Below are 23,778 nucleotides of genomic sequence, written 5' to 3' on the forward strand. Positions count from 1 at the left end.
ATAAGCCTCCCTCAGGACGCTGCCATATCGAGATGAATGAGCGACTGAGTTAGAATAGCAGAAACCGTGCCACATCGCCAATAATACTTATAATATGTTGATTTACATGATTTTTTATTTATCTGTCGCCCAAGCTGGGCTGCAATCCAGACGGAAAACGAATAAAAATGTCGCCCTCGGGAGACATAAATGGGCGATTTAATAAAAATGATTAAAAAACATGAAGATAAATGTCGCCTTTTAACGACAGTGAGACGAGCATCCTAGCGGAAAAAGCGACAGAGGGAAGCCATCAGGCCAATAGCCGCTGCCGGGGCTATTTACCCCCTAGGCCAAACCCGGACAGAACAGCCCACAGGCCAAGCCCCGAGCCATATAGCCCATAGGAGTCCATGGCCGAAGTCCCGGGCCATGCAGCTCACAAGCGAAGGCCAGAGCCAAATAGCCCATTGGCGCCGCCCAGGCAATAGCACCACCGCCCCATGCCTGTGTCTCCACGCCGGCCGCTCGCCGGCGCAGATTCGCCAGGCCGCGTTAGCCCAGTTGCTTGCGCGCGTTGCGGAACAGTCGCATCCAAGGGCCATCTTCGCCCCACTCCGCGGGATGCCAGGAATGACTGACGGTACGGAATACCCGTTCAGGATGCGGCATAGTCAACGTGACACGTCCGCTGGCGTTGGTCACCGCGGTGATACCATTGGGTGAGCCATTGGGGTTGGCGGGATAATTCTCCGTGACCTTACCGTAGTTGTCCACATAGCGCAGCGCCACCAGGCCCGCATGCTCAAGCGCGGCCAAATGCGCCGCGTCGCGCAGCTCCACCAGACCTTCGCCGTGGGAGACGGCGATAGGCAGACGGGAGCCAACCATACCCTGCAACAGCAGCGACGGACTCTGGGTGACCTCCACCAGGCTGAACCGCGCCTCAAAACGTTCGGATTTATTGCGGACAAAGCGCAGCCACAACTCCGCTCCGGGGATCAGTTCACGCAAATTGGACATCATCTGACATCCGTTGCAGACCCCGAGCGCCAAGGTCTGCGGCCGGTGAAAGAACGCCTCGAACTCATCGCGCACCCGCGAATTGAACAAAATCGACTTCGCCCAACCTTCACCCGCGCCCAAAACATCGCCATAGGAGAAACCGCCGCAGGCCACCAGCGTATGGAAATCGTCCAACGTCCGCGCACCGGCGAGCAGATCGCTCATATGCACATCGACAGCCTCAAAGCCCGCACGGTGGAAGGCGGCCGCCATCTCCACATGAGAATTCACGCCCTGCTCCCGCAGTACCGCAACTTTCGGCCACGCGCCCCTGGCGATAAACGGCGCGGCGATATCATCGGCAGGATCAAAACTCAACGCTACCGCCAGGCCCGGATCGTTATCGTCCTGACGGGCCGCATGTTCCTGATCGGCGCTTTCGGGATTGTCGCGCAGCCGCTGCATCTGCCAGCTGGTTTCCGCCCACCAGGTTCTGAGGGTGGTGCGGCTCTCGCTGTAAAGCGGGCGCTCCCCGGCGCGCAGGATAAACCGGTCGCCGGGCTGGGCCGTACCTAGATAGAACAGACAATCCTCCAGCCCCTCCTGGCGGAACAGGGCCGTTACCGCGTCGCGGTCGGCCGCGTCAATCTGGATAACCGCCCCCAATTCCTCATTAAACAGGGCGGCCAGCGCATCTTCCCCCAGCGTGCCGATATCGGCATCAATGCCGCAGTGGCCGGCAAACGCCATCTCCGCCAGCGTAACCAGTAAACCACCGTCGGCGCGATCGTGGTAGGCCAACAGCGTTCCTTGCGCCACCAACTGTTGCATAACGCGGAAGAAGCCGGCCAGTTGCCCGGCGTCGCGCACGTCGGCGGTTTCGTCCCCGAGCTGGCGGTAAACCTGCGCCAGGGCGGTAGCGCCCAGCGCCTGATGCCCGGCGCCCAAATCAATAAGCAGCAGCGCATTATCGCGCGCCGGCTGTAATTGCGGCGTCACGGTCGCACGCACATCTTCCACGCGAGCGAACGCGGTGATAACCAGCGACAGCGGCGCGGTCATTTCCCGCTGCTCTGCTCCCTGCTGCCAGCGCGTTTTCATCGACATGGAATCCTTGCCCACCGGGATAGTCAGCCCCAGCGCCGGGCAAAGCTCCTCGCCCACGGCTTTCACCGCCTGATACAGGCCGGCGTCTTCGCCGGGATGACCCGCGGCCGCCATCCAGTTGGCTGAAAGTTTCACCCGTTTGATCTCGCCGATGTGTGTCGCGGCCAGGTTGGTCAGCGCTTCGCCCACCGCCAGGCGGGCGGAAGCGGCAAAATTCAATAGCGCCACCGGCGCCCGCTCGCCAAGGGACATCGCCTCGCCGTAATAGCTGTCCAGGCTGGCGGTGGTAACGGCGCAGTCCGCCACCGGCACCTGCCAGGGTCCAACCATCTGATCGCGCGCCACCATGCTGGTTACGCTGCGATCGCCAATGGTAATAAGGAAGGTTTTTTCCGCCACCGCCGGTAGATGCAGCACGCGGTTAACCGCCTCGGCAAGCGTGATGCCGTCGCGATTCAGCGCGTGGCCCGCGGCCTGTAGGCTGACGGCGTCACGCAGCATTTTCGGCGTCTTGCCGAGCAGCACATCCAGCGGCAAATCAATCGGCCGGTCGCCGAAATGGTCGTCGTCCAGGCTGAGATGCAGCGCTTGCGTTGCTTCCCCGATCACCGCATAGGGCGCGCGCTCGCAGCGGCAGATGGCGTCAAATTCCGCCAGCCGCTCCGGCGCGACCGCCATAACATAACGCTCTTGGGATTCGTTGCACCAGACTTCGAGCGGGCTCATGCCCGGTTCGTCATTGGGAATTTCGCGCAATTGGAAACGGCCGCCGCGCCCGCCGTCGCTGACCAGCTCCGGCATCGCGTTGGACAAGCCGCCGGCGCCCACGTCATGGATAAAGAGAATCGGATTCTCCTCGCCCCGCTGCCAGCAACGGTCGATAACTTCCTGGCAGCGGCGTTCCATTTCCGGATTGTCGCGCTGCACCGAGGCGAAATCCAAGTCGGCGTCTGACTGCCCGGAGGCCATCGAAGACGCCGCGCCGCCGCCGAGGCCAATATTCATCGCCGGTCCGCCCAGAACAATCAGCTTGGCGCCCACGCTGATTTCCCCTTTTTGCACGTGGGATGCGCGGATATTGCCGATGCCGCCGGCCAGCATGACGGGCTTGTGGTAACCCCGCAGCTCCACGCCGTTGTGGCTATCAACGCGCTCCTCATAGGTGCGGAAATAGCCGGTCAGCGCCGGGCGGCCGAATTCGTTGTTGAACGCGGCGCCCCCGAGCGGCCCGTCGGTCATGATATCCAGCGCGCTGACGATGCGCTCCGGGCGGCCGAAGTCTTCTTCCCACGGCTGCTCAAAGCCCGGGATGCGTAAATTGGAGACCGAAAAACCGACCAGACCGGCTTTCGGCTTGGCGCCGCGGCCGGTAGCGCCTTCATCGCGGATTTCGCCGCCTGAGCCGGTCGCCGCGCCGGGCCAGGGCGAGATGGCGGTCGGGTGGTTATGGGTTTCGACCTTCATCAAAATGTGCGCCGCTTCCTGATGGTAGTCATAGCGCCCCGCCTGCGCATCGGGAAAGAAACGCCCCACCGCCGATCCTTCCATCACCGCGGCGTTGTCTTTATAGGCGGACAACACAAACTCGGGCGTCTGCTCGAAGGTGTTTTTGATCATCTTGAACAGCGACTTCGTCTGCGGCTGGCCGTCGATAACCCAGTCGGCGTTGAAGATCTTGTGCCGGCAATGCTCTGAGTTAGCCTGCGCGAACATGTACAACTCGACATCGCTGGGATTACGCCCCAAACGGGTGAAGGCCGCGAAGAGATAATCGATTTCGTCCTGCGCCAGCGCCAGACCCAGCGCCAAATTGGCCGCCTCCAGCGCGCCGCGCCCTTCGCCCATCACGTCCACCAGCGTCACCGGCGCCGGCGCGTGCTGAGCAAATAACGCCTGCGCCTCCTCCAGACGGGTAAACACCGTTTCCATCATCCGATCGTGCAACAGGGCGGCGAGCTGGCGCCACTGGGGCTCACTCAGCCGCGGCGCCTGAATATAGTAGGCCAAACCGCGCTCCAGACGCATGACCTGGGGCAAGGCGCAGTTGTGGGCAATATCTGTCGCCTTCGACGACCAGGGAGACCGCGTGCCGGGTCGCGGCGTCACCAGCAATAGCCGCCCCTGCGGCTGATGTTTGGCGAGAGAAGGCCCGTATTTCAATAGTCGCTGCAGCCGATTTAACGCATCCTCGTCGAGCGCCGTGCTGACATCGGCGAAATGGATGTATTCGGCATAGATATCGTCGACCGGCAGACGGGCGTCCTGACAGCGGACCAGCAGCTTATTAATGCGAAATGCGGACAGAGCGGGCGAACCGCGCAATATTTCCATAGTAACAGATCTCTCGTTTTGAACCGCCGGCCGCGGGTGTGTGGCTCGACCATTCATGGGGCGCAACAGCAGGGGAAAACGCGCGTCATTATAGAGAATCCCGGCTGCGGACGAAACCGTTTGCGCAGTTATTCTTTCATCCTTATTGACCCCCTGAGCACCTGAACGCATGCATCAATCTTGTTGCACGTTGGCGCTTTGTTGCGCAAAATTCCCTCCTGTTCGGAGAAAAAACCATAATAATACTGCCGTTAACGACAGCGAGGCCTGCCTCCGGCATGAGATAACGCTTTGAAGCGCTTTAAATTAAATTATTTTATTATCGGCCTTATCGCCATTTTGCTCACCTGGGCACTCTGGACTACCGTCCCCTGGCGAAACGCCCATCAGGATAGCCTGGCGGCCATTAAAGCGCGCGGCGAACTTCGTATCAGCACTCTGGACGCGCCGCTGAGCTATTATCGCGTCAATAATCAACCGGCGGGTTTCAATTACGATCTGGCGCAACGCTTCGCCGATTACCTCGGCGTCAAACTGAAGGTGCGCGTTCGCAGCAATCTGAATCAGCTGTTTGACGACTTGGATAATGACAACGCCGATCTTCTGGCCGCCAGCTTGATTTACAACACTGAGCGGCTGAACAGATTCACCGTTGGTCCGTCCTACTATTCGGTATCGCAGCAATTGGTGTACCGCCTGGGCCAGCCGCGGCCGAAAAATTTGGGGGATCTCCGGGGGCGGCTGGCGGTCGCTTCGGGGTCGGCGCAAATTTCCCAGCTCCGGCAGTTGAAAAAGAAGCAATATCCGCAGTTATCCTGGGAAGTCTCATCGGATTTAAGCAGCCGGTCGCTGCTGGAAAAAGTGGCGGAGGGTAAGCTGGATTATACGCTGGCCGACTCCGCCACCGTCGGGCTGCTGCAGCGAGTGCATCCGCAGCTGGCGGTGGCGTTTGATATTACCGAGAAAGAACCGGTTACCTGGTATCTTCGGCGCAGCGATAGCGAGGGGCTGTCGGCCGCGCTGCTGGACTTCTTCAGCCAGTTAAACGACAACGGCATCATGGCGCGGCTGGAGGAAAAGTATCTCGGTCACGTTGGCGGGTTCGATTATGTGGATACCAAAACCTTCCTTAACGCAATTGATGCGATTCTGCCCGCGCTGCAACCGCTGTTTGAACGCTATGCCCGCGATATCGATTGGAAGTTGCTGGCGGCCATTTCCTATCAAGAATCCCATTGGGATCCGCTAGCCACGTCGACCACCGGGGTACGCGGGCTGATGATGCTTACCCACCCCACCGCCGACAGTCTGGGAATAGGCGATCGAACCAACGCCGAGCAAAGCGTGCGCGGCGGCGCGCTTTATTTGTCGCGCATGATGCAGCGGGTGCCGGATTCCATCCCAGAAGATGAAAAGATTTGGTTTGCCCTGGCGGCCTATAACATGGGCTATGCCCATATGCTGGATGCGCGCGCCCTGACGGCGAAGCAGCAGGGCAACCCCGACAGTTGGGTCGACGTGAAGCTGCGGCTGCCGATGCTCAGCCAGCCGCGCTATTACAAACAAACGCTGTACGGTTACGCCCGCGGCCAGCAGGCGTATAACTACGTGGAAAATATCCGCCGCTATGAAATCAGTCTGGTGGGGTATTTGCAGGAAAAAGAGAAAAAGGCGGCGCAATTGGCGGCCTGGAACGCCGATCCCGCCAATGCCTACCCGGTGGTCACGTCGGAGGATCTACAGACGCTAACGCCGGCCAGCACGGGTGCCCATCCTTAACACGGCGCTTTCTTGAGGCGGTGTGTCCTGTGTGCGCCCGCGGTGGTGTTAGGAGCGTTCGTCGGGCAGCGGCGGTTGCAGCCCCAGGCGGTGTGCCCTGTGCTGCGCCCGACGATGGCGAAAGAAAGCGCTGAGCTGAGCTGAACACGCCTGCGCCAGCACGCCGCCGGTGAGTATAACTCGGTGGTTCATCCCCGGATGGCCGAGCACATCCAGCAGCGATCCCGCCGCGCCGGTTTTTTCGTCATGCGCGCCAAAAATCAAACGGCCGATGCGAGCGTGGATCATCGCCCCCGCGCACATCACGCACGGTTCCAGCGTCACGTACATCGCCGCGTTCAGCAACCGGTAATTACCCACCCGCCGCCCCCCCTGGCGCAGCACCATGATTTCGGCGTGGGCGGTGGGATCATGATGACCGATGGAGCGGTTCCAGCCCTCGCCGATAATCTCGTCGTTCAACACCAATACCGCGCCGACCGGCACTTCGCCCTCGGCTTGCGCGCCCCCCGCCAGCATCAGGGCGTGACGCATCCAAAATTCATCGCTGCAATGCTCGCTCATGACCGCTCCCCCGGCTGACAACCGCGGCGGATTATACCGGCCAGGCCGCGGGTTAGGAAGGGGGGCTCAATCCAGCCGCTTAAGTTGACCGTCATGGGTGACCCGCCAGCGATATTCGCAAAAATAAAGCAGCGGACTGTCGTGAACGCTGTCGCTGTAACCGCTATACAATTTCAACGGGATCCCCAGCTCGCGCTCCAACTGCGCCACTTTTTTATGGCCCAGACAGCGCAGGGTCAGCACCCAGCCGCCGTAGCGCCGGTGCATACGGCTGCCGATAAGCCGCACCTGGGGCAAGAAAACCGCATCGTGGTAAACATTTTCCACCAGCGACTCCGGCGAGCCGGTAATAAGCCACACCTGGGCATCCTGGGGCGAGGTAGTCGTCGAGGCGCGCCAATACATGCGGAAAACGCCGCACGCGCTGACGGAAGACCGCCGCGAACGCCGCCTGTAGCGCCTGCAGCTTGGCCTCGCTGTGGCCGAAGGTAATCGACCAGAGCAGCAGGCTCATCGGCCAGCGGGCCGAGCGGCCTTTTACCAGCAGCCCAAGAGCCACCACCGGAAGAACGGGGATCACCAGCACGATGTTCAGCGGCAAATGCGCAAGCAGATAGCTCAGGAAGCAGCCGAACATATCCTGTTGATGCAGCGTGCCGTCCAAATCAAAAAACACGACGCGCTGGGCGGTTGGGTTAATCAAAAGCTACTCCTCTGGATCGTTGAATCCTATCAGCCATGTAAAAATAAATCCCCCCGTGATGGCGGCCGCCCATCCGGCCAAATAGGCGGCGACTTTACCGGTGACGATGGTCAGCGCCAGCGGCAATCCCGACAGACCAAAAGTGATAAGCATCGCCACTTTAAGATAACTTATCACCGCGCCGCCCACCGCACCGCCGAGGCAGGCGGCAACAAACGGTCGACCAAGAGGCAGCGTGACGCCGAAAATCAGCGGCTCGCCGATACCGAGCAACCCCACCGGCAAGGCGGCCTTGATCACCTTTTTCAGCCGGGCGCTACGGGTTTTCACCAGCACGGCAAAGGACGCGCCTACCTGCCCCACCCCGGCCATGGCCAGGATCGGCAGCAGAGGATTGACGTCGTGGGACTGAATGAGCTCCACATGCAGCGGCACCATCCCTTGATGCAGGCCGGTCAGCACCAGCGGCAAAAAACTTCCCGCCAGTAAAGTGCCGACCGCCATGCCACTGCGATCAATCGCGACATTCACCCCGTGGGCAATAGCGTCGGATACCGCCCCACCGAGCGGTTGCAGCACAACTATCGCCAGCGACGCAGTTATCAGTGTAGTCAGAAGCGGATTAACTATCAGCTCTATCGACTCCGGTAAATGGCGCCGCAACACTTTTTCCACCCAGCACATCAGGGCAACCACCAGCAACACGGCGATCATCCCGCCACGACCGGGCTGTAGCGGCTCGTCGAAAAGCCGGATTTGCGCTAGACCGGGGCTGCTCAAAATCGCGGCCATCACCCCGCCCATGGCCTGTGAACCGCCGAACACCCGCGCCGCGTTTACCCCCACCAAAATGTTCATGATGGCGAATACCGCACTGCCAAACAGCGCCAGCAGTCCGAGCACATTAGGATAGGACCGCGCTATATCGCCGCTGACGTCCGAACGCGTAAGCAAATTGATCAGTCCCGTGATAAGACCGGAGGCGATAAACGCCGGGATGAGCGGAATAAACACGTTGGCCAACTGGCGCAGAGCGCCGCTGACGGGGGACCTCGCCCGGCGCATTCGGCAGTAGGCGGCGCATGGCGTCGACGATCTTCGCCGCGGCGCCCGGTCCAGCGATAAGCTGATGCTGCCGGCCCTGCATAATGTAGCCTTTAACGCCCTCCACACGTTTGATGGCGTCGATATCCACGCGTCGGTCATCGACCACTTCGACCCGCACCCGGGTCATGCAGTTCTCCAGCTTTAGCACATTTTCCGGCCCGCCAAGGCCGGACAGCAGCGCTGCCGCCACGCTGTCGCTCTGATGCATTCTGGGGCTCCCGTCCCGTTAATGATGGCGCACCGCGTTGAGCCGGCGCGCCCCAAGCGTCCGTTAGGCCGACGGGCGGATAGCGCGCCGTTGGGCGTCGCATTGGCGCTGGTCAAAGACAGCTTTGCCCAATGTGCCGCTCGCCGACCCCTGTTATGTGCGGTCGTCCGCCAACGCCACCCGCAAAAAGCCGTCGTGCGCTCCCAGCGCCGCTTAGCAGCATGAGAATAGCCGGTTTAACGTCATAGTCGGTCTGCGCCGGGGCCGACTTTGCCCGGTCGACGCCGACGCCGCAGGCCTCGCAAACAATGCGGCAGGCGCGGTCGCGAAGCTTCACATTGGTGGCCTTTACATCCACCATTAGGTTTTGATAAACCTTGCCCAGTTTCACCATGGCGCCGGTGGAGATCATATTCAGCACCAGTTTCTGCGCGGTGCCGGATTTCATGCGCGTCGAACCGGTCAGCACTTCTGACCCCACCACCGGTGATATCGCAATATCCGCCGCCTGGGCGATCGGCGAATCCGGATTACAGGAGACCGCGACGGTGGCGCAGCCCAGCGTGCGGGCATAGCGCAATGCGCCCAGCACGTACGGGGTTCGGCCCGACGCCGCGAGCCCCACGACGAGATCGGCGGGGGTGAGCTGGAGGTGTCGGAGGTCGCGTTCTCCCAGCGCCATATCGTCCTCCGCCCCCTCCACCGCTTTGAGCAGCGCGCCGGGACCGCTGGCAATGAGGCCGATCATCTTGTCTGGCGGCACGCCGAAGGTCGGCGGGCATTCCGACGCATCCAGCACCCCCAGCCTGCCGCTGGTGCCGGCCCCCAGATAGATAAAGCCGCCCGCCGGCCCCGAGCGCCTGCGCCGCCCGATCGATAGCGGCGGCCACCGCCGGCAGCTCGGACGCAATGGCCTCCGGCACCTGCTTGTCCTGTTGATTAAACAGCCTCACCATCTCAAGCGTTGGTAAGGTATCCAAAGCCATCGAGTCCGGATGGCGTGTTTCCGATACGAGCGCCCCTAAATTCATACAGTCACCGTTGAATTTTTAATTCAAATAATAAAAACTATTATCGAATAGATAATTCCTGTAGGCGAGGGAAATCTCGCCGCCCGATCCCGGGGAGCCTTCCCCTCGTTCCGCTACGACGGCGTAACGCCGGAGAACAGTGCATGAGCCGTTTATTACGGATACGCCAGTTATACCGATCGCTATCACGCAATGACCAGAAATTGGCGGATTTTTTACTGCATCATACCGAAGAAGCGCGTCATCTTAGTTCACAGCGCGTGGCGGAAATGACCGGCGTCAGCCAGTCAAGCGTGGTGAAATTTGCTCAGAAGCTGGGTTACAAAGGGTTTACCGCGCTAAAACTTGCCCTGAGCGAAGCGCTGGTCAATCGTCAGGATCCGCCCTCCATACCGGTACATAACCAAATACTCAGTGATGATCCCATCAAAACCGTAGGCGAAAAGCTGCTGGCGGAAAAAGTGGCCGCCCTGCGCGGCACGCTGGATATCAATAGCGAAGACAAATTGCGCCAGGGCGTGGAGATATTGCAACGCTCGAAGCGGATTATTATTGTCGGCATCGGCGCATCGGGCCCGGTGGCTCGCGATTTTTCCTACAAGCTGATGAAAAGCGGCATGGCGGCGGTGGCGGAAAACGACATGCACGTATTGCTGGCGACGGTGCAGGCGCTGGGTCCGGACGATCTGCTGTTCGCTATCTCTTTTAGCGGCACGCGACGGGAGATCAATCTGGCGGCGCAGGAGGCGCTGCGGGCAGGGGCGCGGGTCATGGCGGTCACCAATTTCGCGCCCAATGAGCTGCAACACTATGCCGATTTGACGCTGTATACCGTCTCAGAGCAGCAAGCCCAGCGTAGCGGGGCCATCTCCTCGAATATCGCGCAACAGGCGTTAACCGACTTACTGTTTATGGGGCTGGTACAACAGGATCTTGAACACGCCCCAGACCGCATCCGCCATAGTGAAGAGCTGGTCAAGAAGCTGGTCTGAGGTTGCCTTACCCGGCATGGGCCCGCAGCACGGTTTCATGCAAATTCAACCGCTGCCGGAAATTTTGCTCCCCCTGTCCGCCCGAGAGCGCATAACCATCGTCAATCATCGTGCGCACCATCAACGCCCGCCGCTGACTGGCGCTAAGCTCGGGCAGCGGAAACGCCAGCAGCACCTCGGCCCCGGCCGACACGGTGACCGCCTGAGCGCGGGTCACGCTAGCGCGCGGCAGTTGATAGGTCATGGTATAGCGATAAAATGCCGTCATACCGCTCTGGGCGTAAGGGTCGCCTTCCTGGCCGGTCTGGACACATTGGGCAATAGTGGTGCCGCACTCTTTTTCTAACGCGCTGCGCAATTGAAGTTTGGCCTGTTCAAAAAGCCGACGGTACGCCGGGTCGTTGAGATAATGCGCGACATTACGCTCCACCACCATCCGCGAGCCGATGACGTCCAGCGGGTGCTGGTTCCGGTCACATCCGATCACTGATTCCGATTTCACCCGATCACTGATTCCGGTCGCCCGATCAGCGATTCCGATTCTGTCCGATCGCTCATCTTCTGTTCCGCCATACTCTGGAGACTTTTAGCTTCCGGGGGCATGGCACGTAAAAAGAAGAAAGCGAGAACGGAAATGTGCATCTATATTAATGTGTTACGTATGAAATTCGAGCAGCGTCGCTCGAATCGCACTATCGCAGCAGCGCTCGGCATAGGCTGTACTACCGTGCACGATATCCTCGGCCGATTCACGGTAGCTAACCTGGTCTGGCCATTGCCGGCGGAACTGTCCCCCGTCGACCTCGACCGCCTGCTCTATCCCGGCAAATCCGGAAAAGTTATCAATACCTTACCCAGCTGGCTTGATATCGATACCGAGTTAAGCCGCAAGGGCATGACCAAGCAGCTGCTCTGGATGGAATATCAGTCCGCCGTGGGCGGTGATGCCCTCGGTTACTCACAGTTTTGTGCACTGTTCCGTGACTGGAAAAAGAAGCAGCGGCATTTCATGCGCATGGAGCACAAGGCCGGCGAAAAGCTCTTCATCGACTTCTGTGGCCCCACCGTACCTATCGTCAACCCTGCGACCGATAGCGTACGCCAGGTCGCTATCTTCGTCGCTGCCATGGGCGTGTCAGGCTATGCGTATATCGAAGCCTGCGAAGGCCAGGACATGGCATCGTGGCTCAATGCCAATAGCCGCTGCCTGCACTTCATGGGTGGGGTTCCGGAGCTGATGATACCTGATAATCTGCGCAGCGCTGTCAGCACCCCTGACCGCTATGAGCCGGTCATAAACCAGAGCTACCAGGCGCTGGCAAATCACTATGAGACAGTGGTGCTACCGGCGCGCCCGAGAAAACCGAAAGACAAGGCGAAGGCAGAATCAACTGTGCAGCTGGTAGAACGCTGGGTTTTGGCCCGGTTGCGTAAACGTAGGTTCTACTCGCTGGCCGAATTCAACCAGGTGATACGAGAACTCAATCATGAGTTGAATCTGCGCCCGATGCGTCATTACGGCGGACAAAGTCGCCTTGAGAACGCTTCGAGCAGCTGGACAAACCGGCTCTTGGGCCTCTACCGCCCACACAATGGGAATACAGTGAGTATCTCGTTGCTCGAGTGGGACCTGATTACCACATAGACTACGGCAAAAACTGGTACTCGGTGCCGCATCCGCTGGTAGGCGAGCGCGTTGACGTCATCGCCACCCAACGGCTGGTGCAAATCCACCATAAGGGCGTCTGCGTGGCTACGCACCCTCGCAGCGATAACACCTATAGGCACACGACTCAGGCGGCGCACATGCCGGCTAACCATAAGGGGCAGAGTCAGTGGACGCCGGAAAGGCTGTGCAGTTGGGCGCTGTCGGTGGGTGTGTGCACACTGAAAGTGGTCGAGTCCATCCAAAAGAGCAAAGCCCATCCGGAGCAGGCTTACCGCTCCGTGCTGGGGCTACTCAATCTGCAACGGCGCTATGAGACGACGCGACTGGAGAAGGCCTGCGCGCTGGCGTTGGAGAAAGGGTGCATTAACCGCTCTTTCATAGCCAACGTATTGAAACACGGTCGTGAAAGTGAGGTCACCCAGGACGGAGCCGGCGTATCAATGCTGGTTCACGAAAACCTCCGAGGTCCGGACAGTTATCACTAAGGAGAATAAATATGGATACACTGTTAATGGCTCTGCGAGAGCTGAAGTTGTCGGCAATGGTCCAGGCGTTGGAGACGCAACGCGAACTCCCGGGGAGTTATGGGGAGCTGGGGTTCGAGGAGCGGTTGTCGCTGATGGTAGAATAGGAAAATTTGCATAGAGAAAACAACCACATATGCCGTCTGCGACGGCAATCGCAAATGCGCTTGCAGGCAAAACCGGAAGATATCCGCTATATCCCTAGCCGAGGAGTGACACCGGAACAGATGCGAGATCTGCTAGGGGGACAATATCTGAAATATCAGAAAAGCATACTCATCACGGGGCCGGCAGGTACGGGCAAAACCTGGCTCAGTTGTGCGCTTGGTGAGCAGGCATGCCGGCAGCAATATAGCGTGCGTTACTGGCGAGTGGGTCGGTTGCTGGCCCATCTTCACCAGTGTCAGGTAGACGGGACCTATCTAAAACAGCTTAATCAGTTAGAAAAAATAGAGTTACTGATCTTGGACGACGTGGGCCTAGAATCAATAAGTCCGATGCAGGCAACGATGCTGTTGGAGGTGATGGAAGATCGCTACGACAAAAGCAGCAGCATCCTGATCAGTCAACTGCCGGTGAAAAAATGGTATGGACTGATAGAAAACCCCACGACAGCTGACGCGTTACTCGATCGGTCAGTACACCCCAGCTATAGACTGGAACTTAAAGGCGAATCACTACGCAAAGAGCAAGGAGTAGCCAGCACAGGAAAAATAGACTAAACCCGAGTCAGAAGATGAGCGAACACGTGATCGAATATCACTGGAATGGGTGATCGGAAAATACCGGAATAACTGATCGGATGTCGCCGGAACAGCTGATCGGATACGTCGGAATCTGCAAGGCCATCAGTATGGGCGCGGAGTATTATCAAATCGATGCCGACCGCTGTACGGAGTGTATCGGTCACTATGATCGGCCCACCTGCCAGCAGGTATGCCCTATCGACCACACGATCATTGCCGATCCGCAGCGTGTGGAAAGTCACGATGCGCTGTGGGAAAAGTTTGTGCTGCTGCACCACGCCGATAGGCTTTAGCCCGATGGCCGCAGCCGCGCGGTGTCAGCGTTCAAAGATGACCGTGGCGCAGGCGTAATGCCGCTCATCGGCCAACGTGACGTACATGCCGGTGACGCCTAATTGGCTGGCCAGCTCCGCCGCCTGGGCAAACAACCGTAACGAAGGTTTACCCAACGCATCATTGCAGACCTCAAACTGCGCAAAAGCCAGCCCGTCACGAATACCGGTGCCAAGCGCCTTGGACGCCGCCTCTTTTACCGCGAAGCGTTTGGCGAGGAAGCGTACCGGCTGATTGTGCTGCTGATATTGCAACCATTCATCGGGGCTGAGGATTCGGCGCGCAAGCCGATCGCCGCTGCGGGAAACCACCGCCTCGATACGTCCAATCTCGACGATATCGGTACCAATGCCGACAATCGCCATCAGCCGCGCGCTTCCCGCATCAGGCGTTTCATGTCTCTTACCGCATCCGCCAGACCGCCAATCACGGCGCGGCTGATAATCGCGTGGCCGATATTCAGCTCGTGCATAGGCGCCAGCGCGGCCACGGGCTTCACATTGTGATAATCAAGACCGTGGCCGGCATTGACCTTGAGGCCCAGCGTCGTGGCGTACTGCGCGCCATGGCTGATGCGAGCGAACTCCGCGGCGCGCGATGCTTCATCGACCGCATCAGCATAGGCGCCGGTATGAATTTCAATGTAGGGCGCGCCCACCTCCGCCGCCGCCGCGATCTGACGCTCATCGGCATCAATAAACAGCGAGACCTGGATCCCGGCATCGCTTAGACGGGCCACGGCCTGACGAAGTTTGTCGCGATGGCCGGCCACATCCAGCCCGCCTTCGGTGGTGACTTCCTGGCGCTTTTCCGGCACCAGACAACAGAAATGCGGCGACAGGGAACAGGCAATAGCCACCATCTCCTCCGTAACCGCCATTTCCAGATTCATTCGGGTCTGAATCGTCTTGCGCAGCAGATGGACATCGCGATCGGTGATATGCCGGCGATCTTCGCGCAGATGCACGGTAATGCCGTCGGCCCCCGCTTGCTCGGCGATAAAAGCCGCTTGAACCGGATCCGGCCAGGCCGTCCCGCGCGCATTGCGTAACGTTGCGATATGATCGATATTCACGCCCAGCAGCAATTCAGACATCCCCTTCCCCTGACTTTTGTCGATACTGTGTCGCAGTGTAAACCAGCGCTGTGGCGCAGGCCAGTTTATTGCTCACCCGCTTCACCGGCTGGCCCCGGCGGATCCGCAGCCCCCGCCCCCGCATCGCCGGCGCCGCCCGGACGCCGGTCGAGCAACTAACGAAACAGCTCGCGGCTCTTGAGCGGTTTGCCGCCCAAATAGGGTTTCAGCGCCATACGGGTAAACCGCTTGGCCGCGCGCAGCGTGTCAACGTCGGGAAACTCGCGCGCCGCCAGGGCGCGCAGCTCGCGCCCGGTGAAGCTATAGCGATCCAAGAGTACGCTGGCGATAAAGCCTTTCTCTTCCCGGTAACGATAAGTCATGGCGTCGTCGACCGGCTCGCCGGAGCCGGCGCAATGCAGGAAATCGACGCCATAACCCAGATGCGTCAGCAACGCCAGTTCAAAACGGCGCAGCGCCGGTTCCGGTGAACCGGTGGCACCCGCCAGCCATTGCAGACACTGGAGGTAATCGTAAAACAGCGTGGAGTAATCGGTTTCATGGGCGAGTACGCGCGACAGCAGCTCGTTAATATAGAGTCCGCTATACAGCATTAACCCGGTCAGCGGCAGGCCCAGCGAGACGGGTTCGGCGCTGCGCAGGGTCTTTATCTCGCCGCGGCCGCCCCAGCGGGCCAGCAGCGGCGTAAACGGCTGCAGCACGCCTTTAAGCGCGGAACGGCGCGAACTCGCGCCCTTGGCCAGAACGCGCACCCGTCCTTGATGCTCGGTGAAAAAGTCCAGAAGCAGGCTGGTTTCGCTGTAGGGGCGTGCATGCAGCACGAAAGCGCGTTGCCAACCGTCCATCGGCGCTCCCTAGAGGTCGTCGACATAGCCCAGGCTGCGCAGGGCACGTTCATCATCGGCCCAGCCCGATTTGACTTTCACCCACAGCTCCAGATGCACCCGTGTCTCGAACATGGCTTCCATATCTTGCCGTGCTTCAATGCCGATTGTCTTAATTTTACTGCCCTTATTGCCGATAACCATTTTCTTCTGGCCGTCTCGTTCCACCAGAATCAGACCGTGGATATCGTAACCGCCGCGATCATTGGCCGCGAAGCGCTCAATTTCCACCGTAACGGAATAAGGAAGTTCATCACCCAGAAACCGCATCAGCTTTTCACGGATAATTTCCGATGCCATAAAACGCTGCGAGCGGTCGGTAATATAATCTTCGGGAAAATGATGCTCGGCCTCCGGCAGCGCTTTGCGCACAATACCGGCCAACGTATCGACGTTCATGCCGTTCTCGGCGCAGATAGGCACAATGTCATGGAAAGACATCTGCTGACTGAGAAACTGCATATGGGGCAGCAGCTTTTCCTTGTCAGCGACGTTATCCACTTTGTTAATCGCCAGTACGACCGGGCAGCCAACGTCGTGCAGTTTGTTCACCACCATTTCATCGTCCGGCGTCCAATGGGTGCCTTCCACTACGAAAATCACCAGTTCCACATCGCCGATGGAGCTGCTGGCGGCGCGATTCATCAAACGGTTGATTCCCCGTTTCTCTTCAATGTGCAGCCCTGGGGTATCCACGTAGATAGCCTGATAGGGCCCCTCGGTGTGGATCCCCATAATGCGGTGGCGGGTGGTTTGCGGTTTGCGCGAGGTAATAGAGACCTTCTGCCCCAACAACTGATTCAGCAGCGTGGATTTACCGACGTTTGGCCGGCCCACAATCGCCACAAACCCACAATAGGTCGTCTGTTCGCTCATTCAAGTTCCAACAGTTTAAGTGCTTGTTCCGCCGCGGCCTGCTCGGCTTTACGACGGCTTGAGCCATTGCCGACCACCGGCTGCGCCAGCCCGCTGACCTGGCAGTGTATGGTAAATTCCTGATCGTGCGCCTCGCCGCGCACCTGCACCACCAGATAGGTAGGCAGCGGCAAATGGCGTCCCTGAAGGTATTCTTGCAGCCGGGTTTTCGGGTCTTTTTGCTTATCGCCGGGGCTGATTTCATCCAAACGTGTGCGGTACCAGTCGAGGATCAGCTTTTCGACGGTTTGAATATCGCTGTCCAGGAACACGCTGCCAATCAACGCTTCTACCGTGTCGGCCAAAATGGATTCACGACGGAAACCGCCGCTTTTCAGCTCTCCCGGCCCCAGACGTAAACATTCGCCCAGCTCGAACTCCCGCGCCATTTCCGCAAGCGTATTGCCGCGCACCAGCGTGGCGCGCATCCGGCTCATATCGCCCTCGTCGACGCGTGGGAAACGCTGATACAGCGCATTGGCGATAACATAGCTCAATATAGAATCGCCCAAAAATTCCAGCCGCTCATTGTGTTTGCTGTTGGCGCTGCGGTGCGTTAACGCCTGTAACAAAAGATCGTGCTGTTGAAAAGTGTAGCCCAGTTTCTTCTGGAGCCTATTTATTAAGATGGGATTCATGCGTTACCAATAACTCAACCATGCGTAAAAAACCGCAGCTGACGGAACAGGCCTGGGAACGACACGCCTGTCCAAAACTGTTTCGTTTGCAGTGGCTCCCGCGAAGGGAGCCCGCCTTTCCTAACCTGAGAGGTATTCTACATCGGTAAGCGAAATAATGCTTCGCTAAAAAAGGAATTAATGAATGCCGCCAATACGGCTTAAGCGTACGCCGGTCGGCCATTGGCCTTCCTGCTTATCGAAGCTCATCCAGATCGCCGTCGCTTTACCCACCAGATTTCTTTCCGGCACGAATCCCCAATAACGGCTGTCGGCGCTGTTATCACGATTATCGCCCATCATGAAATACTCTCCCTGCGGCACCACCCACTCCGCCAGTGAATTGCCCGGCTGCTGATAATAAATGCCCAATTGATCCTGCTGTCCCGGCACCGTCAGCACATTGTGCACCACGCCGCCCAACGATTCTTTGCGCTGCGCCAGGCGAATGCCGCCGTCCACCTGCCTATCGAGCGCGACCTGCAGGAAACCGCTACTGGCTTCGCCGTTGCCGGTCGAGTTGAAGGTCTGTACAAAATCACTTGGGGCGAATTCGCTATAGGTAATGGGCAACGCCGTGGCGCAGTCCTGCCCGCTGGCGCAGCCAGGCTGCACCGTCACGCGTTTGTTGACCGGATCATAACTGACCCGGTCGCCCGGCAAACCCACGACCCGTTTAATATAGTCCAGGCTAGGATCGGGCGGGTATTTGAATACCACGACGTCACCGCGTTTGGTATGGCCGGTTTCAATGAGCGTCGTCTGGGTGATCGGGTCTTTAATGCCATAGGCGAACTTTTCCACCAGAATGAAATCTCCGACCAACAGCGTCGGCATCATAGATCCCGAGGGAATTTGAAACGGCTCGAAAATAAATGAGCGCACCACAAACACCAATAACAATACCGGGAAAATGGACGCGCAGGTCTCGATCCAGCCAGGTTTATGGCTGACCTTCGCGGCGACGTCATTCCCGGCCGGCACCCCGACGGCGTCAGCGCGTTGCTGGCCGGGTTGCTGCGCCAGCCGGCGGCGCGCAGGCGCCAGTTTGAAACGTTCCAGGCACCAGAGGATCCCGGTGATAAGCGGCGCGATTGCCAGAATCAGGGCAAACATATTGGCCATGCCATCTCCTCAAACTTATTTGCTGTCTTTACCCACGTGCAGAATCGCCAGGAACGCTTCCTGCGGTAGCTCAACGTTACCCACCTGCTTCATGCGCTTTTTACCTTCTTTCTGCTTTTGCAGCAGCTTTTTCTTACGGCTGACGTCGCCGCCATAGCACTTTGCCAGTACGTTCTTGCGCAACTGCTTGACGGTGGAACGGGCGATGATATGGTTGCCGATGGCCGCCTGAATAGCGATATCAAATTGCTGACGCGGGATCAGTTCCTGAAGTTTATCGACAAACTCGCAGCCGAGATACGGCGCGTTATCGCGATGGGTAATCAACGCCAGCGCATCGACCCGTTCGCCGTTAATCAACACATCCACCCGCACCATGTCCGAATTCTGAAAACGCTTGAACCCATAATCCAGCGAGGCATAGCCGCGCGAGGTGGATTTCAGCCGATCAAAGAAATCCAGCACCACTTCGGCCATGGGAATGTCATAGGTCAGCGCCACCTGATTGCCGTGATAGACCATATTGGTCTGCACGCCGCGTTTTTCGATACACAGCGTGATGACATTACCCAAATAAGCCTGCGGCAACAGCATGTGGCATTCGGCGACCGGCTCGCGCAGCTCGGCGATATTATTCAGCGGCGGCAGCTTGGACGGGCTGTCTACATATACCGTGTTGTTGTCGGTGGTCAGCACCTCATAAATAACCGTTGGGGCGGTCGTTATCAGATCGAGATCATATTCCCGTTCCAGCCGTTCCTGGATGATTTCCATATGCAGCAAGCCGAGAAAGCCGCAGCGGAAGCCAAAACCCAATGCGGTAGAGCTTTCGGGTTCATAGAACAGCGAGGCATCATTCAGGCTGAGCTTGCCGAGGGCGTCGCGAAACGCCTCGTAGTCGTCGGAACTCACCGGGAATAGACCGGCATACACCTGCGGCTTCACTTTTTTAAAGCCCGGCAGTACGTTATCCGTCGGCTGGCGCGCAAGCGTAAGCGTATCGCCTACCGGCGCGCCGTGAATATCTTTAATGGCGCAGACCAGCCAACCGACCTCGCCACAGTTCAGCACTTCACGGTCGATCCGTTTGGGGGTGAAAATACCCAGCCGATCCGCGTTGTAAAGTTGACCGGTACTCATTACCTTTATTTTGTCGCCTTTACGCAGCGTGCCGTTCTTGATGCGCACCAGCGATACCACGCCTAAATAATTATCGAACCAGGAATCGATAATCAGCGCCTGCAGTGGTGCGGCGGGGTCGCCCTCCGGCGGCGGGATATCGCGCACCAACCGTTCGAGCACATCAGAGACACCGACACCGGTTTTCGCCGAACAGCGCACCGCGTCGGTGGCGTCAATGCCGACGATATCTTCGATCTCCTGCGCGACGCGATCAGGATCGGCGGCGGGCAGGTCGATTTTGTTCAGCACCGGCACCACTTCCAAATCCATTTCCATCGCGGTGTAGCAGTTGGCCAATGTTTGGGCCTCTACTCCTTGCCCGGCATCCACCACCAGCAGTGCCCCTTCGCACGCCGCCAGCGAACGGGAGACTTCATAGGAAAAATCCACATGCCCCGGGGTATCGATGAAATTCAGCTGATAAATCTGACCGTCAGGCGCCTTATAGTCCAGCGTCACGCTTTGCGCCTTAATGGTGATGCCGCGCTCACGCTCCAGGTCCATGGAGTCCAGCACCTGGGCCGCCATTTCACGCTCGCTCAGGCCGCCGCAGGTCTGGATTAGGCGATCGGATAGCGTCGATTTGCCGTGGTCGATGTGGGCAATAATGGAGAAGTTTCTTATTTTCTTCATTTATATTGATATTTCTCTAAGATATACGCCGCAACTTTCATTTATGGGCGCAAACATGGACACATAACTGAAAGTAACTAAAAATGTGGACGCATCTTACACTGAAAGAGATTTTCAAGGAAGAAGGCAGCTTGCGGCCAGCGAGCGCAAGCCAAAGGAAGATCTATTACATACACGGATTATCATCAAACTTCTTACTTCGCGCGTCGTTGATGATATATGTGATCACGCCGAAAATTGCTGCATCTCCGTCTTGTTGCTCATTCTCTAATGACTCCGTGTCTATCAAATCATTCAACTTGTCCAAGTGTTGAAGCGCCGGCCGCTCCCGCAGCAGCAAGCGGCGCATCACATAGCGCCCATTCACCGCAGCTATGACTATGCTGCCGTGGACCGGCGTTACAGAACAGTCAACCACCAGCAAGGCACCCTCACGGATGCCCGCGTTAACAGAGCTGCTACCGGAGCGCATGTAGTAAGTAGCAGCGCTGGCGCTGACAAGCGCGTTCAGATCAACCCCCTGCTCCATCATTTCACGCATAACCATTCGCCCTAAAATACTGTACATGCATGGGTCTTCCCCTGTTGTGGTGGCTCAATCGACAGTTCTGCATTTTTACTTTACTTATTCTTTTGGTTGGAACTTGGACTTCTATATGGATGTCAAACGTATTTACATTTAAAGGAATAACGTTCATGGCATGCTTAAAAAAATATGCATATGCCCCATTTATCTTACTGCTTCATGGTGTTGCAGCATCGGCCTCACCAAATATGATGTATGACACTGATAAGGAAGACTATTCACTGTCACCAGAGGTAACGCCAAAATTATCTTGGGAGAAAAGTGAGTCTCAAGTTGATAAAACTCAATATTGTCTTACCCCTAGCGATCCGGGATGCAGCAATATGTGGCAAAAGGAAAAAGAAAAGGAGAATGACGAGCGAATACAACATCACCATCAAAAAAAATTTTATAACTCCCTTAAATGATTGCTAAAAAATTCATATTTAGTTTCCCATAGTGGAACATTACGCCCAGCTTGAAACGTTCTTTGTTCCTGAAGCCCCGTGACTTGATCCTGAGCAGCCGTATTTTGCTGTTCAGGGACTCCGCATTCCCATTTGATACCCGGTTTTTCATTGCATTCAGAATGCCGTAAAGGCGTTTTGCCACCATGCGGGCAATGCTGGCCATGAGCGGTATGCCGGTGTCTTTAGCCATCGCCATCCATTCCTGCCACAGCTTACGGCTATGATTGTCATAGCGGCGGTGCCACAGATCGCGAGCAAGCTCTTTCATTACCCAGCACTGGCTCGTTTGGGGTAACACCAGCCGGGCAACTTCTAACCTCTCTGCCCAGCACCCGAGGCGATTTTGTTTGCTGTAAAACCATAGATAGCGTGAGCGGTGGGCGTCTTTCCTGTCTGACGACGGGATCTGTTTCATCTCAGCCTGACGGGTTTTATCAACGACGGCACACAACATTTTTGCCACATGGAAGTGATCGAAAGCGATTTTATCGACGGCATTGGGGAGATGGATGCGAGCTGCACTGATATAGGCCATGTTCATGTCCATAGACAGCGTTTTTATCTCATCAAGCTGGTGATCTCTCAGGCTGCGCAGATAACTGGCAAGGCTTTCTACACCGCGGTCGTCGGTCAGTTGCAAAGCGCGTCCCTGCCTGTCAGAGATAACGGTGACGTACTGGTGTCCTTTTTTGAACCCGACTTCATCCACGCAGAGGTGACGGGCGGATAAGGGTTGTTTTATCCGGGCCAAGCCTCGTTTGACTGCGCGCATCATGATGCCGTCAACGGCATTCCAACTGAGTTTGAGCTGCTTTCTGACAGCATCCACGGTGCTGACTTTCAGCCATGAAAGAACAAAGGCTTCGAACAACAAGGTGTAGCGGCTGCCTGACCCTGCCCAGGGAACAGGCAGTGTCTGGCAACCGTGCTCGGGGCAGTCAACGCGGGGGACATCAGCCTCAACCAGCGTGGTGAACTGACAGGTATCGAGGTGACGCCATTTAGGACGCCTGTGATCATGTATGGAGCAGGATTTACCGCAGGTTGGGCAGGCCAGTTGTGTGTGCTCGGCAATGCCGACAATTACCGTCACTGATCCAGATTTTTCATCAAGAGAAAGGGATTGTACCTGCCACGGTGCGGACAGGTTAAGGATATGGGCATAGAGGGACTTTTCGTCCATGGCAGACTCCTCAAAAATCAAGACTGCCATCATAATGCCCTTAGCCACCACAACAGGGGAAGACCCATATATATACAGGCTAGTATAAACGGCGGCCTCTGTGAAGTGAGTGATCACTTGCAACTAATATAGTTCGGACAAATCCGTTCCCCTATGGCCAAAATTCCCGCCGGCGCCGCATTTTCGCCGCCAATGCCGGCGATAACAGGTCTATGGCGAAACTCAGACAAGAAACGATAGGCGCCAGGCACTGGGTGATGGGTGTCAACGCTGGATGTCAGCGTGAGCGTTTAGCGTTGGGGATTGAGGATTGAGCATTGGGCGTTGACGGCAGACAAAGGATAACGGTGGACAATCGCCGGCCCGTGCGATCGGTTGCCGCGTCGACGCACGGCCCGACGTTCAGGGCCGGATAATTTTCTGCACTAGCCGGGCGATTTCCTGCCGGCTGGCGGGAGTACGATCCACCGCGTGATGCAGCATCATTCCCCCAATCAACACATCCAGCGCCCGGGCGGTGGGAAGATCGAAAAAACGCAGTAGCGCGCGCTGACTACGGGCCATCCAGTCCTGCATCACCGGTTTCAACCCGGGATGACGGCTGCCATAGAGGTACAATTCATAGCTTAACAACAAATTCCTCTCCAACGTGGCCTCATCGCCGCAGATGATATCCACGATAACCTCCCCCACCTCGTCAGCGCTGCAGGCGACCCCGAGCCGAGCCGCATAATCCGCCGACATCGCGACGGCAAACTAGCTAAACGCATCTTTAAGCAGCTCCTGCATACCGGCGAAATGATAGGTCATCGATCCCAGCGGGACATCGGCGGCGGCGGCGATCTTGCGGTGGGTGATACTCGCCACGCCATGTTGCGCAATCATATCGAGCGTCGCGTCGATAATACGCGCACGCCGCTCCGGGTCGGTACGCCGGCTTTTCTTGCTGCTCATACAGGTGCCCTCGGAA

General features: G+C 57.7%; 17 protein-coding genes and 6 pseudogenes. 6 read left to right on the top strand and 17 right to left on the bottom strand.

The window, feature by feature from the left end; genetic code table 11:
* Positions 1–534: 534 nt before the first annotated feature.
* On the bottom strand, positions 535–4,422 hold the full coding sequence (purL, locus tag SOPEG_RS16885) for a phosphoribosylformylglycinamidine synthase (RefSeq protein WP_025246236.1): 3,888 nt from the start codon (positions 4,420–4,422) through the stop codon (positions 535–537).
* Between the two features lie 291 nt (positions 4,423–4,713).
* On the opposite strand from purL, the gene mltF reads away from it, so the two are divergent.
* Positions 4,714–6,201, top strand: a complete 1,488-nt coding sequence (gene mltF, locus SOPEG_RS16890; RefSeq protein WP_025246237.1) for a membrane-bound lytic murein transglycosylase MltF — start codon at positions 4,714–4,716, stop codon at positions 6,199–6,201.
* A 48-nt stretch (positions 6,202–6,249) separates the two neighbouring features.
* Here mltF and tadA read toward each other — a convergent pair whose 3' ends face one another.
* From tadA to murQ, 4 genes and pseudogenes are all read right to left on the bottom strand, one after another.
* On the bottom strand, positions 6,250–6,765 hold the full coding sequence (tadA, locus tag SOPEG_RS16895; RefSeq protein ID WP_025246238.1) for a tRNA adenosine(34) deaminase TadA: 516 nt from the start codon (positions 6,763–6,765) through the stop codon (positions 6,250–6,252).
* Positions 6,766–6,831: 66 nt separating this feature from the next.
* Positions 6,832–7,468 (bottom strand): annotated as a pseudogene (gene yfhb / locus SOPEG_RS16900) (phosphatidylglycerophosphatase C).
* A 3-nt stretch (positions 7,469–7,471) separates the two neighbouring features.
* A pseudogene (locus SOPEG_RS16905) lies at positions 7,472–8,783 on the bottom strand (PTS transporter subunit EIIC).
* A gap of 153 nt (positions 8,784–8,936) precedes the next feature.
* Positions 8,937–9,814: pseudogene (gene murQ, locus SOPEG_RS16910) on the bottom strand (N-acetylmuramic acid 6-phosphate etherase).
* Positions 9,815–9,957: 143 nt separating this feature from the next.
* On the opposite strand from murQ, the gene SOPEG_RS16915 reads away from it, so the two are divergent.
* Entirely contained in the window at positions 9,958–10,806 is an 849-nt protein-coding gene (locus SOPEG_RS16915) for a MurR/RpiR family transcriptional regulator (RefSeq protein WP_025246239.1), read from the top strand.
* Positions 10,807–10,813: 7 nt separating this feature from the next.
* Here the strand turns inward: SOPEG_RS16915 and SOPEG_RS16920 are convergent.
* Positions 10,814–11,269, bottom strand: a pseudogene (locus SOPEG_RS16920) (acid phosphatase); the annotation flags it as partial.
* 138 nt (positions 11,270–11,407) lie between these two features.
* On the opposite strand from SOPEG_RS16920, the pseudogene istA reads away from it, so the two are divergent.
* The 3 genes and pseudogenes from istA to SOPEG_RS16940 all read left to right on the top strand — a co-directional run bounded on the left by istA (position 11,408) and on the right by SOPEG_RS16940 (position 14,038).
* Positions 11,408–12,960, top strand: a pseudogene (gene istA / locus SOPEG_RS25145) (IS21-like element ISSoEn3 family transposase).
* 11 nt (positions 12,961–12,971) lie between these two features.
* Positions 12,972–13,721 (top strand): annotated as a pseudogene (gene istB, locus SOPEG_RS16935) (IS21-like element ISSoEn3 family helper ATPase IstB).
* 80 nt (positions 13,722–13,801) lie between these two features.
* The gene (locus SOPEG_RS16940; RefSeq protein WP_025246244.1) at positions 13,802–14,038 is read left to right on the top strand and encodes a YfhL family 4Fe-4S dicluster ferredoxin; all 237 of its coding nucleotides are present in this window, start codon (positions 13,802–13,804) and stop codon (positions 14,036–14,038) included.
* Positions 14,039–14,062: 24 nt separating this feature from the next.
* On the opposite strand, the gene acpS is transcribed toward SOPEG_RS16940, so the two are convergent.
* From acpS to SOPEG_RS16980, 8 genes are all read right to left on the bottom strand, one after another.
* The gene (acpS, locus tag SOPEG_RS16945) at positions 14,063–14,443 is read right to left on the bottom strand and encodes a holo-ACP synthase (protein WP_025246245.1); all 381 of its coding nucleotides are present in this window, start codon (positions 14,441–14,443) and stop codon (positions 14,063–14,065) included.
* Positions 14,443–15,174 (bottom strand): pyridoxine 5'-phosphate synthase, encoded by a 732-nt coding sequence (gene pdxJ / locus SOPEG_RS16950; RefSeq protein WP_025246246.1) that lies wholly within the window; start codon positions 15,172–15,174, stop codon positions 14,443–14,445. Before pdxJ ends, acpS begins: the two co-directional genes overlap by 1 nt.
* A 155-nt stretch (positions 15,175–15,329) precedes the next feature.
* The gene (gene recO / locus SOPEG_RS16955) at positions 15,330–16,019 is read right to left on the bottom strand and encodes a DNA repair protein RecO (protein ID WP_038470377.1); all 690 of its coding nucleotides are present in this window, start codon (positions 16,017–16,019) and stop codon (positions 15,330–15,332) included.
* Between the two features lie 9 nt (positions 16,020–16,028).
* The gene (era, locus tag SOPEG_RS16960) at positions 16,029–16,934 is read right to left on the bottom strand and encodes a GTPase Era (RefSeq protein WP_025246247.1); all 906 of its coding nucleotides are present in this window, start codon (positions 16,932–16,934) and stop codon (positions 16,029–16,031) included.
* Positions 16,931–17,611, bottom strand: a complete 681-nt coding sequence (gene rnc, locus SOPEG_RS16965) for a ribonuclease III (protein WP_025246248.1) — start codon at positions 17,609–17,611, stop codon at positions 16,931–16,933. Before rnc ends, era begins: the two co-directional genes overlap by 4 nt.
* Positions 17,612–17,788: 177 nt before the next feature.
* Complete coding sequence (gene lepB, locus SOPEG_RS16970) at positions 17,789–18,775, bottom strand: signal peptidase I (protein ID WP_025246249.1); 987 nt, start codon at positions 18,773–18,775, stop codon at positions 17,789–17,791.
* Between the two features lie 15 nt (positions 18,776–18,790).
* Positions 18,791–20,590: a translation elongation factor 4 gene (gene lepA / locus SOPEG_RS16975; protein WP_025246250.1), complete on the bottom strand. Its 1,800-nt coding sequence runs from the start codon at positions 20,588–20,590 to the stop codon at positions 18,791–18,793.
* Between the two features lie 166 nt (positions 20,591–20,756).
* Complete coding sequence (locus SOPEG_RS16980) at positions 20,757–21,158, bottom strand: S24 family peptidase (protein WP_025246251.1); 402 nt, start codon at positions 21,156–21,158, stop codon at positions 20,757–20,759.
* A 2-nt stretch (positions 21,159–21,160) separates the two neighbouring features.
* On the opposite strand from SOPEG_RS16980, the gene SOPEG_RS27800 reads away from it, so the two are divergent.
* The gene (locus tag SOPEG_RS27800) at positions 21,161–21,583 is read left to right on the top strand and encodes a hypothetical protein (protein ID WP_148297117.1); all 423 of its coding nucleotides are present in this window, start codon (positions 21,161–21,163) and stop codon (positions 21,581–21,583) included.
* Here SOPEG_RS27800 and SOPEG_RS16985 read toward each other — a convergent pair.
* From SOPEG_RS16985 to SOPEG_RS30660, 3 genes are all read right to left on the bottom strand, one after another.
* Positions 21,576–22,808: an ISL3-like element ISSoEn4 family transposase gene (locus tag SOPEG_RS16985; protein WP_025246252.1), complete on the bottom strand. Its 1,233-nt coding sequence runs from the start codon at positions 22,806–22,808 to the stop codon at positions 21,576–21,578. The genes SOPEG_RS27800 and SOPEG_RS16985 overlap by 8 nt on opposite strands.
* A 402-nt stretch (positions 22,809–23,210) precedes the next feature.
* Complete coding sequence (locus SOPEG_RS30655; RefSeq protein WP_335334012.1) at positions 23,211–23,552, bottom strand: TetR/AcrR family transcriptional regulator; 342 nt, start codon at positions 23,550–23,552, stop codon at positions 23,211–23,213.
* Positions 23,553–23,564: 12 nt separating this feature from the next.
* A complete protein-coding gene (locus SOPEG_RS30660) occupies positions 23,565–23,762 on the bottom strand; it encodes a TetR/AcrR family transcriptional regulator (RefSeq protein WP_335334014.1) in 198 nt (65 codons plus the stop codon).
* Positions 23,763–23,778 lie beyond the last annotated feature (16 nt).

This window comes from Candidatus Sodalis pierantonius str. SOPE (assembly GCF_000517405.1).
GTDB lineage: Bacteria > Pseudomonadota > Gammaproteobacteria > Enterobacterales > Enterobacteriaceae > Sodalis_C > Sodalis_C pierantonii.

Bases quoted from the DNA above. Each gene is read 5' to 3' on its own strand.
- purL (WP_025246236.1), bottom strand. From the start codon at position 4,422: ATGGAAATATTGCGCGGTTCGCCCGCTCTGTCCGCATTTCGCATTAAT.
- tadA (WP_025246238.1), bottom strand. From the start codon at position 6,765: ATGAGCGAGCATTGCAGCGATGAATTTTGGATGCGTCACGCCCTGATG.
- SOPEG_RS16915 (WP_025246239.1), top strand. From the start codon at position 9,958: ATGAGCCGTTTATTACGGATACGCCAGTTATACCGATCGCTATCACGC.
- SOPEG_RS16940 (WP_025246244.1), top strand. From the start codon at position 13,802: ATGTCGCCGGAACAGCTGATCGGATACGTCGGAATCTGCAAGGCCATC.
- acpS (WP_025246245.1), bottom strand. From the start codon at position 14,443: ATGGCGATTGTCGGCATTGGTACCGATATCGTCGAGATTGGACGTATC.
- pdxJ (WP_025246246.1), bottom strand. From the start codon at position 15,174: ATGTCTGAATTGCTGCTGGGCGTGAATATCGATCATATCGCAACGTTA.
- recO (WP_038470377.1), bottom strand. From the start codon at position 16,019: ATGGACGGTTGGCAACGCGCTTTCGTGCTGCATGCACGCCCCTACAGC.
- era (WP_025246247.1), bottom strand. From the start codon at position 16,934: ATGAGCGAACAGACGACCTATTGTGGGTTTGTGGCGATTGTGGGCCGG.
- rnc (WP_025246248.1), bottom strand. From the start codon at position 17,611: ATGAATCCCATCTTAATAAATAGGCTCCAGAAGAAACTGGGCTACACT.
- lepB (WP_025246249.1), bottom strand. From the start codon at position 18,775: ATGGCCAATATGTTTGCCCTGATTCTGGCAATCGCGCCGCTTATCACC.
- lepA (WP_025246250.1), bottom strand. From the start codon at position 20,590: ATGAAGAAAATAAGAAACTTCTCCATTATTGCCCACATCGACCACGGC.
- SOPEG_RS16980 (WP_025246251.1), bottom strand. From the start codon at position 21,158: ATGTACAGTATTTTAGGGCGAATGGTTATGCGTGAAATGATGGAGCAG.
- SOPEG_RS27800 (WP_148297117.1), top strand. From the start codon at position 21,161: ATGGGTCTTCCCCTGTTGTGGTGGCTCAATCGACAGTTCTGCATTTTT.
- SOPEG_RS16985 (WP_025246252.1), bottom strand. From the start codon at position 22,808: ATGGACGAAAAGTCCCTCTATGCCCATATCCTTAACCTGTCCGCACCG.
- SOPEG_RS30655 (WP_335334012.1), bottom strand. From the start codon at position 23,552: ATGTCGGCGGATTATGCGGCTCGGCTCGGGGTCGCCTGCAGCGCTGAC.
- SOPEG_RS30660 (WP_335334014.1), bottom strand. From the start codon at position 23,762: ATGAGCAGCAAGAAAAGCCGGCGTACCGACCCGGAGCGGCGTGCGCGT.